General features: G+C 43.4%; 7 protein-coding genes and 1 CRISPR repeat array (1 of these 8 only partly in view). All 7 genes read right to left on the reverse strand.

Going from position 1 to position 13637, the window contains the following annotated elements; all coding sequences use genetic code 11:
* A CRISPR array of direct repeats spans positions 1 to 5916; the repeat unit is 30 nt; unit sequence GTTTCAATTCCTCATAGGTAGTCTGGAAGC; it begins 1735 nt to the left of the window's first position.
* A gap of 167 nt (positions 5917 to 6083) precedes the next feature.
* From cas2 to B3K42_RS03720, 7 genes are read right to left on the reverse strand one after another with little or no spacing between them, the layout of a single operon-like run.
* Complete coding sequence (gene cas2, locus B3K42_RS03690) at positions 6084 to 6353, reverse strand: CRISPR-associated endonuclease Cas2 (protein ID WP_110990911.1); 270 nt, start codon at positions 6351 to 6353, stop codon at positions 6084 to 6086.
* A 3-nt stretch (positions 6354 to 6356) separates the two neighbouring features.
* Positions 6357 to 7346, reverse strand: coding sequence for a type I-B CRISPR-associated endonuclease Cas1b (gene cas1b, locus B3K42_RS03695; RefSeq protein WP_110990912.1), 990 nt, complete (start codon positions 7344 to 7346; stop codon positions 6357 to 6359).
* A gap of 4 nt (positions 7347 to 7350) precedes the next feature.
* The gene (cas4, locus tag B3K42_RS03700) at positions 7351 to 7848 is read right to left on the reverse strand and encodes a CRISPR-associated protein Cas4 (RefSeq protein ID WP_110990913.1); all 498 of its coding nucleotides are present in this window, start codon (positions 7846 to 7848) and stop codon (positions 7351 to 7353) included.
* Positions 7845 to 10181 (reverse strand): CRISPR-associated helicase Cas3', encoded by a 2337-nt coding sequence (cas3, locus tag B3K42_RS03705; protein WP_110990914.1) that lies wholly within the window; start codon positions 10179 to 10181, stop codon positions 7845 to 7847. Before cas3 ends, cas4 begins: the two co-directional genes overlap by 4 nt.
* Positions 10174 to 10878, reverse strand: a complete 705-nt coding sequence (gene cas5b, locus B3K42_RS03710) for a type I-B CRISPR-associated protein Cas5b (RefSeq protein ID WP_110990915.1) — start codon at positions 10876 to 10878, stop codon at positions 10174 to 10176. Before cas5b ends, cas3 begins: the two co-directional genes overlap by 8 nt.
* 11 nt (positions 10879 to 10889) lie before the next feature.
* Positions 10890 to 11840: a type I-B CRISPR-associated protein Cas7/Csh2 gene (gene cas7b, locus B3K42_RS03715; RefSeq protein ID WP_110990916.1), complete on the reverse strand. Its 951-nt coding sequence runs from the start codon at positions 11838 to 11840 to the stop codon at positions 10890 to 10892.
* A gap of 2 nt (positions 11841 to 11842) precedes the next feature.
* On the reverse strand, positions 11843 to 13633 hold the full coding sequence (locus B3K42_RS03720; RefSeq protein ID WP_292596926.1) for a TM1802 family CRISPR-associated protein: 1791 nt from the start codon (positions 13631 to 13633) through the stop codon (positions 11843 to 11845).
* Positions 13634 to 13637: the final 4 nt, after the last annotated feature.

The raw sequence follows: 13637 nt of genomic DNA on the forward strand, positions 1-13637 counted from the left end.
ATTCCTCATAGGTAGTCTGGAAGCGAGCCTGCTTTCAACAGGGCAGCAATTTGTCAACGGTTTCAATTCCTCATAGGTAGTCTGGAAGCCGAGGATATTCACAGCTGGCATTATCAGGATTTTTGTTTCAATTCCTCATAGGTAGTCTGGAAGCTTCAATACTAACTACTTTTCGATCTATTACTATGAAGAGTTTCAATTCCTCATAGGTAGTCTGGAAGCGATTATTGAGTCTGAGTTGATGAAAATTTACTACTGTTTCAATTCCTCATAGGTAGTCTGGAAGCTTGAGTTTGTTTGATGGGACTGTTCGCGGTTCGGTGTTTCAATTCCTCATAGGTAGTCTGGAAGCCAGTTTGACCGTAGTAATGATTCTTAGCTCCTGAATCAGGTTTCAATTCCTCATAGGTAGTCTGGAAGCGATGTTATAGCATTGAGCAAGATGGAAAAGCTATTGTTTCAATTCCTCATAGGTAGTCTGGAAGCTTCAATACTAACTACTTTTCGATCTATTACTATGAAGAGTTTCAATTCCTCATAGGTAGTCTGGAAGCAGTATATAGAATTACTCATTACTGAATGTTGATTATGTTTCAATTCCTCATAGGTAGTCTGGAAGCCAGGATGAGACGCTTTCAGTTGATCAGTAAACCATTGTTTCAATTCCTCATAGGTAGTCTGGAAGCCCGAGTTCTCCAGGAGCTGATGATCCACCATGTCGGTTTCAATTCCTCATAGGTAGTCTGGAAGCGAGACTGAGAACCTTCTCGGAGTCACCCAGGCGTTGTTTCAATTCCTCATAGGTAGTCTGGAAGCCCATTCCACGCGAGATAGTTTGGGTCAGTCCCTGCACGTTTCAATTCCTCATAGGTAGTCTGGAAGCCTCTCAAGAAGTGGGTCTATTCAGAGCTTGGTCTTGAGTTTCAATTCCTCATAGGTAGTCTGGAAGCGGGTAGAAATCGCTGTCGTGCAGAGCAAGGAGTTCATCGAGTTTCAATTCCTCATAGGTAGTCTGGAAGCGAGAGGGAGTGCTGGTTGAATTGAACCAGCAAAAAGTTTCAATTCCTCATAGGTAGTCTGGAAGCACAACGAAAAAACTTCATCCCCCTCCTCCACCAAAGTTTCAATTCCTCATAGGTAGTCTGGAAGCTTGCCGGTACAACATGGCTCATTGACTGGGTCAAAGTTTCAATTCCTCATAGGTAGTCTGGAAGCAGAGGGAGTGCTGGTTGAACTAAATCAGCAGAAAGTTTCAATTCCTCATAGGTAGTCTGGAAGCCACAGGAAGAAGCCAGAAACCTTTTTAATACCATTGGTTTCAATTCCTCATAGGTAGTCTGGAAGCCGGAATTCACAAATTTTGTACCGATTGGGAATACTTGTTTCAATTCCTCATAGGTAGTCTGGAAGCTGAACATCTTCAAGAACTTACCCCAGAAGAAGCCAGGTTTCAATTCCTCATAGGTAGTCTGGAAGCGAAGAAGAGGCAGAGGCAGAATAAGTACACTGGCAAGTTTCAATTCCTCATAGGTAGTCTGGAAGCGAATGTATTTTAATCTTATATCTTAACATTTCATAGTTTCAATTCCTCATAGGTAGTCTGGAAGCGCAATCATCAATGATGAAATATCATCATCATTGTGTGTGTTTCAATTCCTCATAGGTAGTCTGGAAGCGTCATCATCAATATGGTTATAATAATCCTGATAAAGTTTCAATTCCTCATAGGTAGTCTGGAAGCCATACTTGGACGTAATAATCTTAACATCATCATACTCGTTTCAATTCCTCATAGGTAGTCTGGAAGCATTACCCGCAATGCATCCTCCCCGTCAAGGGAGTTTGGTTTCAATTCCTCATAGGTAGTCTGGAAGCAAACCCCTATCTTAACCTTACTTTAAGATTTACTGGTTTCAATTCCTCATAGGTAGTCTGGAAGCGATGTATTCGTGGTAGTATATTCACATGGAACTGGTTTCAATTCCTCATAGGTAGTCTGGAAGCCCGACGTGCACGTCGTGAAAACACTTGCGCCTTGCGTGTTTCAATTCCTCATAGGTAGTCTGGAAGCGATGAGAAGTGTACAATACCCAAGACTTCTATGTATGTTTCAATTCCTCATAGGTAGTCTGGAAGCTTCAACGAAGCAGTTTACAGGCTACGCAGAAAAGCGTTTCAATTCCTCATAGGTAGTCTGGAAGCTTCGGGGCCGTCTCTGTTGCTGCCATAATGAAAAGTTGTTTCAATTCCTCATAGGTAGTCTGGAAGCTAGTTGTTACCGGGGGTGGCCTGATCGTGGGCGTGTGTTTCAATTCCTCATAGGTAGTCTGGAAGCATGAGCTGGCATGGGGAGACTACCCAGAGAAGCTCGGTTTCAATTCCTCATAGGTAGTCTGGAAGCCTCCAATTGCTACACTTACTCCATTTCTTGTTGCTGGTTTCAATTCCTCATAGGTAGTCTGGAAGCGCAGCTATCCAGCCTGCATTGGAATTGTAACCGCCGTGTTTCAATTCCTCATAGGTAGTCTGGAAGCCCTTGCCAGCATATGAAAGTGTTGCAGTGTTGCTCGGTTTCAATTCCTCATAGGTAGTCTGGAAGCGTTTTTCACTGCAAAGTGGCTTATGACTCCAATTGCTGTTTCAATTCCTCATAGGTAGTCTGGAAGCAGATTGCCGTGCCTGTGACCTTTGCAACATTGAGAAGTTTCAATTCCTCATAGGTAGTCTGGAAGCCGGCTCAAAGATTTAGCCGGGACGCTCAGAAAACTTAGTTTCAATTCCTCATAGGTAGTCTGGAAGCGTCATTGTGCCTCCCTCCTCTTTTTCTCGATCCAGGCTTGTTTCAATTCCTCATAGGTAGTCTGGAAGCCAGCTTCATCGAACTTCAAACATCGATGGGGAGGGCGTTTCAATTCCTCATAGGTAGTCTGGAAGCACGTGAACTGTACCATATGGGATGAGGTACAGAATAGTTTCAATTCCTCATAGGTAGTCTGGAAGCGATTGACTGGCGTAATACACCGTCAGTTATAGCATTGTTTCAATTCCTCATAGGTAGTCTGGAAGCCACTGAGCATGGCTTCCTTAATCAGACTAAAGTCTTTGTTTCAATTCCTCATAGGTAGTCTGGAAGCCTGAGCATGGCTTCCTTAATCAGACTAAAGTCTTTGTTTCAATTCCTCATAGGTAGTCTGGAAGCGGGAAGAAGTTTGAAAGATTTTTCGTTGATCAAAGAAGGTTTCAATTCCTCATAGGTAGTCTGGAAGCGGCATGAAAGTTCTATTCAACAATGCCGGAACCAGGTTTCAATTCCTCATAGGTAGTCTGGAAGCGTTCGGTGACGTCAAGGCTTCATGGGAAGAACTCACGTTTCAATTCCTCATAGGTAGTCTGGAAGCCTTGTGCGTTAAAATCAGCATACTTGATAAGATATAAGTTTCAATTCCTCATAGGTAGTCTGGAAGCGTTGATTTGCTGTAAACCCTAGATCTTTGAGCGCCTGCTGTTTCAATTCCTCATAGGTAGTCTGGAAGCGAAGGAAATTGGTAAGGATTTATCCGAAGCAGAAAGAAAGTTTCAATTCCTCATAGGTAGTCTGGAAGCGCTAAAGGAACTGGAAGACGAGAGAGACAAACTTGTTTCAATTCCTCATAGGTAGTCTGGAAGCTGAGGACCTGTTGACATTGTTGACAAGCGGCGAACTGTTTCAATTCCTCATAGGTAGTCTGGAAGCGCGAATTCCTTTTGAAAAACTTGTGGATTTATATCACTGTTTCAATTCCTCATAGGTAGTCTGGAAGCTACAGGAAAGTTTACCATCCGTGAGGCTCTAAACACGTTTCAATTCCTCATAGGTAGTCTGGAAGCGATAAAAATGGAGTTTAAGAACGGAAAGAACGTCGCAAGTTTCAATTCCTCATAGGTAGTCTGGAAGCCTTCACCATAGACGAATGGAAAGCGGTTTTAGGAAAGTTTCAATTCCTCATAGGTAGTCTGGAAGCCGGCGTATCACTACTGCGATGGCACAGTGAAGAGATAGTTTCAATTCCTCATAGGTAGTCTGGAAGCCCGACAGGGCTTGGCCTTTCAACATTTTTCTCTGATGGGTTTCAATTCCTCATAGGTAGTCTGGAAGCGATCTGTGAACGTTCCGGCCTGGCCGAAAAAGGTCTGTTTCAATTCCTCATAGGTAGTCTGGAAGCCAAAAGTTCCTTTCGGGCCTCCTTCTCCATTGTCTGTTTCAATTCCTCATAGGTAGTCTGGAAGCGCTACCACCAGCCTCTCACTTATAGAATTTTAGTAGTTTCAATTCCTCATAGGTAGTCTGGAAGCACGTTGAAAGCATTTGATATTACTTTCAGTATTTCCGTGTTTCAATTCCTCATAGGTAGTCTGGAAGCTTCAGAATAACCTTCGGGTATATCATCAGCATTAGGTTTCAATTCCTCATAGGTAGTCTGGAAGCCGAAGAGAAAAATTCATTCTAGCATCTAGCATCAAAGTTTCAATTCCTCATAGGTAGTCTGGAAGCGCTACCACCAGCCTCTCACTTATAGAATTTTAGTAGTTTCAATTCCTCATAGGTAGTCTGGAAGCGACAAGATCTCATTGACGAGATGGACGACATTCTGGTTTCAATTCCTCATAGGTAGTCTGGAAGCGAGTCTGAGACTGACGAATAACACGAATTACCAGGTTTCAATTCCTCATAGGTAGTCTGGAAGCTCTCGCTGTCCCTGACACCTAGCATTGCTTCTTTGATGTTTCAATTCCTCATAGGTAGTCTGGAAGCAAGTATCATACAAAAAGTACGGAAACCGTATATTAGTTTCAATTCCTCATAGGTAGTCTGGAAGCCCGTGTGTGCGCAAGCTAGGTGCGCATTACACTGTGGTTTCAATTCCTCATAGGTAGTCTGGAAGCTATGATACTTGAATAAAATAATTTTACAAAAATATAGTTTCAATTCCTCATAGGTAGTCTGGAAGCAGAGATATATTATATCTCTCTCCAAATGATGTCACCGTTTCAATTCCTCATAGGTAGTCTGGAAGCTGAGCCCTGAGCTGAGAGACGGAATAAGTCCCAACGTGTTTCAATTCCTCATAGGTAGTCTGGAAGCGTCGAAGAGAAAAATTCATTCTAGCATCTAGCATCAAAGTTTCAATTCCTCATAGGTAGTCTGGAAGCATAGTCGCACCAGAAAGAGATATATTATATCTCTCTCGTTTCAATTCCTCATAGGTAGTCTGGAAGCTTTTCATAATTAGACTTACTTTTGTAATTAAAACCCTTGTTTCAATTCCTCATAGGTAGTCTGGAAGCGCGAGAAGCACTGGTCAATCGTACTCGGTTACATAGTTTCAATTCCTCATAGGTAGTCTGGAAGCGTATACTCGAAGAAAATTAGAGTACATGTATCTAGAGTGTTTCAATTCCTCATAGGTAGTCTGGAAGCATATCTAGACGTAATAACATTGACGTCGTATAGCTGTTTCAATTCCTCATAGGTAGTCTGGAAGCCTTCGGTGCGGGTCTCCTCGTTCTCCAACCGTTCTTGTTTCAATTCCTCATAGGTAGTCTGGAAGCCACCGACTTGAAGGATATGACGGCCGAAAATCGGGGTTTCAATTCCTCATAGGTAGTCTGGAAGCGTCAGACTTTTCAAGCAGGATCTAGCCAGCACATCAGTTTCAATTCCTCATAGGTAGTCTGGAAGCCCACGTAATGCGCACCTAACTTTCTCACACACGGCGCGTTTCAATTCCTCATAGGTAGTCTGGAAGCAAAATTGCTGGAATTTGCAGAAGCAGAAAAATCAGTTTCAATTCCTCATAGGTAGTCTGGAAGCTATAATATCATCTCTTTTCAACATGAAAGGCTCTTGTTTCAATTCCTCATAGGTAGTCTGGAAGCCCATTACTATATAGATTATATAGGATTTTCAGCATTTTGAGGCAACAAGAGTTCTTGCCTATTTTTCAAAGACCGTTTTTTCATCAGTTGCATAGAAAACCAAAGATCTAAATCATGGCGCTTCTGTCGATCCCCCGGTGTTTTCAATTTATCAGGGGTCGACGGAGCTAAAGGATTCCGTCGTCAGCCACTTGTTTCTTATCTATTCCGAGTATCTCGATGGTTAAATAATCTTCTGACCTTAGTTTGTAGATTCTCACCGAATCCTCTTCTTTGTTCATGATTTTCCCCAGTCGTTTCTTGAGTGTTTCGAGGCCTGCCTTTGTTAGTTCACCTTCAAATACTGAATTCTGAACCCAGTCTAGGTATTGCCTACAGATTTTAAGGGCTTTGATCACCCGCTTTTCCCCAATATCGTAGACGAGAAGAATGAACACATTCTATTCCTTCCAGGGTATGTATTCACGCTCGCCTGTTATCTGTTTTTCTATTTTGTAAAGCTCCAAGCGAATCAGATACCGGTACGATACATTTCTTTTCAGTCGCGAATGCTTTATCGTTGTTTTCAGTTTTTCATCGTATGCTCTCACAAAGATCTCTTTTCCTGAGTCGTTCATGTATATCCCTTCCAAATGCTTAGCGAAATGTTTCGCCTGGATTTGTTTCTTGTTTATCATGGCGAATATCAGGCGATCTACAAGGACTGGCTTAAACACCTCGGCGACATCGAGATTCAAGGAAAAGCTGCGAAAATTCGTTGTGTGAAGGTATCCGATTCTCGGATCGAGGTGAGTACGATAAATCTCTCCCAGAACGGTTGTATAAAGCATTGTGTTCCCGAAACTTATAAGAGCATTGAGTCTATTCAAGGGAGGTTGTCTGGTTCTTGAAACGAACTCAAAGCTAGAGTCATCTATTATGGTATCGAAACATTTGTAATAAAGGTCTCTGAAGTTCCCCTCTATTGCCATTGCTTCATCTATGGTCCCAGTGTCTTCAAGGCGTTCTTTCAGTGCGTTTAGCCCTGCTATTTCTCTTTCGAGATCCTTTCCGCGTCTGTTGTAGTATGACAATACACTCAGCATGTTTTGCATTGAGCCTTTCACAAACCTCTTTGCAAGATCCATGCGTTTCTTTCCATCATTGTAGAAATTGGCCTGTTGCAGTATCAGAAAGCCTGAATTCAGATGCTCTCTCGGATAGTAGGTTCCCGAATAGTAGTCATACCGATTGAAGAAATGAAGAGGAATCTGCTTTTGAGTAAGAAATTCTAGAACTCTCTTGTTAAGATCGATTTCTCCGAAAGCGCAGATTGAATCCGTCTGTTCGACGGGAAGATGAACCTTCTTTCCGTCTTCTTTTTCGAAGACTAGGGTATTGTTCATTCTCAAAAGCTTTCCCGAAGTGAAAAGGTACAGCATTCGCTTCATATCATCACACCCAACAATAAGTGTAGTAAGCGCAGTTCTTACACTTGTTCTGTGCCCTTTCGATCTCTGGAATCGGGCCTTCAACGAGTTTCTGTATTTCTTCGCATAATTTCTTTATTCTGTCTTCTTCTTCTTCAGTCAAAGTAATTGTTATTTTCTTCTTCTCTTTCGGCACCAGCAGCTGTCCCTCGGCCTGAACTCCCATTTCCTTTAGCCTCAGAAGATAGAAGAGCAGCTGATCTCTCGCTCCTTCTAGTGAATACTTGGACTTCTTTATCTCGCTTACAATGGTTTTTCCCTTTTTCTCTTCGACCATGTCGAGTTTTATGTTCTCTATGGCGATGTCCTTTTCTCCTCTGTTTTCGTAAGATGTTTCATGGATGAGCCTACCAAGTGCAAGGTTCATATCTTCGCTTTCGGGAAATATTCTGTGGGCTACTAACCATGCTTCCCTGGCACAGTAGGAATATGAAAGCACAAGGTAACCGGTAATATCTATCAATAGATGTCACACCCGGCCAAATGAAATCCCGTCGATTCGTCGTAATAGCGTTCTAGCTCGTCTTTCTGAACGTAGCAAAACCCGCCTACTACTGGTGGAAGATCTGCTTCACTCTCATCATGTTTTACGCGATAGTTGATTATGTACGGTGCGAGTTTTCTTACGATGCTTTTCTTTTCCGCCAGAAGCTTGAATTTATCTTCCGCCGTGGTGGGCCTTTGAAGGACGTCTGTGTAATCTCGCCACGCGGCCTCTGCATTCTCATCAATTTCAAGAAAGACGGGGAAAGTCCTACCGCTCTCATCGATCAGCTTGAAATCAGCGATTTTGGCAAATTCTAACTTGTATATACTTTCTAGAATCTCCTTTGATTTCACTTCGAAGCCTGATTCTTCAATGGCTTCGAAGTAGTCTTCAACGAGTGAATAGAGCTCCGATTCATTGTACAGGGTATTAATCATAGTTCTTTTGGTAGCCGATAACAAAACTGAGTCATAGATCTTGCTCGGTGCACGGTGATTGTTGAAATCCGTCAGTTCGATCAGTCTTATTTTGCCCGCTTCTTTTTTACCGGATCTGTTGACTCTTCCGGCGACCTGAACGATGCTGTCAAGGGGTCCCATGTCACGGATGCAGTAGTCGAAATCCAGATCAACGCCGGCTTCGACAAGCTGGGTTGTAACCAGTATGCAAGAGCCGCCTTCGCCTTTTATGCTTTGTATTCTCTGCCTTCGAACTTCCGGCGGAACTTTCGTAGACAGATAGTAGAGTTTTTCAGCTTCTGCATTAGGCAACTCAACGATTTTCTTGAAAGTAGCTTCAGCCGAAGCTATTGTGTTCATAACAATCATCAAGGACTTCTCAGATGTCAACGCTTCTTCCACAGTATCCGGCAGCAGGTTACTTGTGAATTCTTCAAAGGACATCTCATCGATACGTTCCAGTTCAAATCTGTTGAGCGGAATATCTTCATTGAAAAGAGATTCGCCGCTAAGGCCGAAACATGATGGCATGGTTGCGGTAGAGAATATGAATCTTGTACCACCGTATTTGGCGAGTAGCTGCATCACTTTCCCGGTAAGGTCCCAGTATCTTGTGGGAATTGCCTGAATCTCATCCAACAGAACTATGGAACCCGGAATCCTGAAGAATTTCGGGGTCCTCTTTCTTGTGAAAATCGAATGGAAGAAGCTCACAAATGTGGTAATAGTTAGCTCGCTGTTCCACGAGTTTGTCAGGAGGTCTGCCTCATACTTCTCGTAGTTCTCATCTTCGTTGTCCGTGCCAAAATCTATCTCCGAAAGATGATGCTGCTGTAATAACTGATTTGGAGTCGGTTCGGGCCGACCCGTTTCAACGAAGAGTTTTCGCGCGACATCGTAAGTCTGATCTATTATGCTCAGGAAAGGAAGGCAGTATATTATCCTCGGAATATGACCTTCTCTCGATTGGTTTCGTCGTAATTTCAGGGCCAGTGAGAGGAGAGTCAAAGTTTTCCCGATACCGGTAGGTCCTTTGAGTGTACCAACTTCGAAGTCGATATTTGATGTCGCAAGGTCGTAGAATTTGCTCCTAAGAAGGTTCATGGGATCTGTTCCCGGCATGTCAAAGCCTTTCGCTTTCCTATAGTCTTCTACGAGCGTTTCGGGAAGATTGTCCCTCTCAGGCATTGACTTATTCCTGAAGGCAGCGTCGGTTTCATCTGCCCAACGCAGAAGAGATGAAAGGTACATATACAATACATAAGGACGGATATCTTTTCTATCGTCCAGGAAGAAATCTTCGTAATACTCCTGCCAATTGTAAACGAGATCACTTAATTCATCTTTGTCGAGTGGTGGGACATCAATTTTCAGACGAAGTTCGTCAAGAAACCCTTCATTCAGATTCAAGAGCTGCCATTCTATGAGTTCTGAATCGCTGTCGAGGTCACAACCGAATTCCGGATTTTCAGCCTGACCATGGTGCCGCTTCAAAAGGCTTACGACTATAGGGATTAGATGCTGAATTTCGTTCGGCGCGTTCAGCGTCAAGTACTTTCCTATTGCAAAAGCCCCAAGAGCGGCATGGTTTGATCTGTCTCTGTTGAATCTGCGCTTCATTATCTTGTTCTGAAATTCCGGAGTAGCCTTCCCAAGATCATGGAAGTATGCGATGGCCTTAACCAGAAAGCCCAGGGTCTTTTTATCGACCCCGAGCAGGTTTTCAAAGTCCATATAAAGACTTGCGATTTCAATTTCAGAGATCATGAGGTGATAGACACCATCGAGATGATGGATCAGCAGTCTGGGCGATTCACCTTCTCTTGCCGGATGGGAATAAACTTCAGACAAGCATTACCACCTCGTCTTCAGCTCCGTTCAATTTCACTATTTCAGACTGAGAAGGGCTCTTTAACAAAAGAATTTGTTTGCCGTCTTCTTCATAGGCAATTTCCGAGTAACTCTGAACTCTTCTCTCGTTGTCCATGGAAATGGCATGTGTCTCACGAAAGAGATTTAGTCCGCTCTCGAATCTGATTTCTCCTTCATTGAACAGATAGACTATGGAATCGACTAATACCTCACCATTCATATCATTTGCCTCAAATTCTCCAATGTAGTCTATTGTGGCTATGAATTCGGAGATACCCAGGTAAGGAGTGAAGTGTGTCTCGTGTTTCTCAAGTGTTCCTTTCAAAACAGATAGGAGTTCAGTGCTTCCTGTGGCATAGATCCGATATTTGGGAGAGACGACACATTCGACGGGAACAAGGATACTGCCTCCGCTCTTCGTGTGGAGGTATTTCAGATTGAAAGTCGTCTTTCTTACGGGCCTCAAAACCCTGACGCCAGTCTTCAAACCCTTGGCCTCAAAATAGCTTGACTGCTCGCTTCTGCCGAAGCCTCCGCTTTGAATACCGATAATATTCCCCACAATCCCGAAGATTACCGTACGGGGCGGAACAGAATAAGTCAGCGCAGATGTCGTAGTATATGGCTTTCTGAAATGGGCGTAGTCACTCGCCATGTCGAAGACGAGGACTTTCATGAGTCCTCACCTCACTTTTCCAGTTTTTCAGTTTTGCCCTCCAGCAAACCTTCTATCTCGAATGGTTTGCCATTGAGGGTGAGCTTCAGTCTAGGGTCTATTCTGCAACGGACTTTCTTTATGTTGTTTCTGTATTCATAAAGAAGTCCTTTAAGTTCGGAAACCTCAAGACTAAAATCTTTTGCGCCACGGATCCTCTCCTCCTGAATCTCCGATTTCAGCTCAATAGCCTTATCAAGCTCTCCAATATGGAAGTTCTTCTCCTCATCATAGATGACATCTATTAGGAGTCTTGGGAGCTGCTCCATCTTGGATCGGGTAATCAGATCTTTGGTACCGTCCCACATGGCTTCAAACAGAAAATCGACATCGGCGTCTGTGAGTAGTGTTTCTTTCGCTGTGTTCTGATTGAGAACACCGTAAAATGCGATGCAAGAGTATGGTAACTGCCACTTCTCGCTGAAACTACGCTGCTCGTTTCCTTCCTTTGAGACAAAAGCCGCCGTGCCCTGAACAAAGACAGAATCAGCCCTGTGAAGAGATCTGCCGAATCTGAACTGAACCGGCCCGGTAATAGACATATTGAGCTTTGAGATCGGTACGGTTCCGCCAAAAAGACGCAGATCTATACATTTCTTAAGAAGAGCCTCCGATGCCCTCTGTCTATCGAACCTTTTACTGTCGGTTATGTCGGAAATCAGCTCTTTTGCTCGCTGCTCTGACGTTACGGGATCTCCGTTAATAAAAACCTCCTGCTCGTAGCCTTCAGGACGTTCTGCCTTCTGCACTGTCCCCATGTAGTCTCTGATCGTTCTCTTAAGTCTGACATCCGAGACAATGTTTAGCCCGGTAGTCTCATCCATCCTCGGTTTGTTCTCGTCCATAGGATCTCCGTTAGGATTGCCGTCCTTCACGTCATAGATAAAGACTATCTCGTGCCGGTTCTTAACTAAATCCGCCATGCTCATTCCTCCTCTTCCATATTTACTTCTTTGTCAATTTCTTTTTCAGATGAACTCATCAACAGATTCTTCGAAGCTTCTCCACACAGGAATGCATAATTCAAGTCTGTCAACGACGAGGTCCAACTCATTCCAGCATTCAGCTGGTATCTTCCTGCGAGGTCAAAGAGCTTCCCGACAAATCCAATATGTGAGGTGTTCGCCATTTTCTTCGAATAGTGCTTGTACTTATCTCTGAGATAGGTGAGATGTTCTTTGAAATCGTCTGGCTTCATCCTGTAACCTTTGATCCTCTGATCGGCTGTACCACTGTATCCCTGATCTTTCTGAATACCCACTACAAGTGCGTGGATCATTCCGATTACAAAAGTTAGCTTCAAATCATCATTTGCAAAGAAACCTGGATACTGCTCAAAATACTCTTCAAGTAATTCCTCCTTTGTCTTTTTCAAACCTAAAACCCCTCCTTCTAAAGGATTATTCAGTCTGTCCAAAAAATAACCCATTGCAACTATCGAATTGCGATCGAAGAACACACCCTTTAGTTCATTTTCTTTCGCGTTCATCTTAAGAGAGTAGAAGTATCGCATCGAAGCCTTCTTATAAAGACCTAAATCTGCCTTGGTGCCTTTAAATATCGCCCTCATGAATTCCAGAAAATCAGTTGGCGGCACTGGGCTGTCAGAGGAGTTCTTTTTTAGCTGAGCATAACCTTTAAAAACCTTCCACAGTATTTCAAATCTGATTCTGGGAGAACCCAGAGATCTTAGCTCTGTCTCAATATCGTCTGCAGTTTTTGCGATGGCCTTCATCCTCGAAGGCGGAACATCTTCTATGTTCAGGTAGACTTTCACCTCATCCTTCCCTCTTGCCTTGACAAAAAAGACGAAATTCAAAGTCGAGTAGGCGTCCTCTCTGCTGAGTCTCTTGATCAGCCTTGATTCAAATTTTTCGTATCTACGGTCTTCTCCTCGGAAAGAATCTGTAAGGCTCGTAAACGGTGAAAGAGTGTTTTCGATGAGCTGTTGGCTCTTGCCTATTCTGTCACCCGCGAATCTCGGAAGGACGTAAACTTGTGACTCATAGAAGTTGAGAGTTAACTTGTCATCGGCAATCCTTTTACCCAGGGCGAGTTTAGAGAAACAATCCTGGCAGAGAGGCATAGTAACATCGTGACTCTTGTTGCTCATCATATATGCAAAACCAGGCTGATCAATTGTGGCAAACTTGAAGATATTGCTAACTCTGGCACCAACTTCGGTTTCTTTCCCGCACAAAAAGCAAACGCCGCTTCGGGAGTTCGGGAGTTTTTGAACTTCATTTAGGAAGGCAGTCCTGAACTCCTTGAACGCTCCCACAGATCGTCCATCGATCAAAACAGTCAAGAAATAGAATTCATTCTTCTCGGTAATCTGCTCCGCCTGTTCCTCAATATCGCTGACGATCTTCTCTTTGTTCTCTGAAAGAATATCTTTAATGCCATTCGCAAGCTTACCGGGATGCATCTCACAGAACTTTATGAATCTATCGATCAAACCTGCTGGCCCTTTTTTCGAAGGTTTGAGAGTCAAAGAGTATGGATCCGGTTTTGCAGGAGGAGTCTTCCTATAGAGGTAATTGGCATCTGTTTTGTACCCTAACCTACAGCCGGAATAGAGAAGTTTGTCGTCCTTTGTTTCCAGGTTTATCGTTACAACTCTGGTGTATTTCTTGCCGAGATCCTCCGTCAATTGCTGGGTTTCATCGAACTCATCTTCATGCAAAATTCCGATTTCGTAGACACTCTTGATCAATTCT

This window comes from Mesotoga sp. UBA6090, assembly GCF_002435945.1.
Classification (GTDB): domain Bacteria; phylum Thermotogota; class Thermotogae; order Petrotogales; family Kosmotogaceae; genus Mesotoga.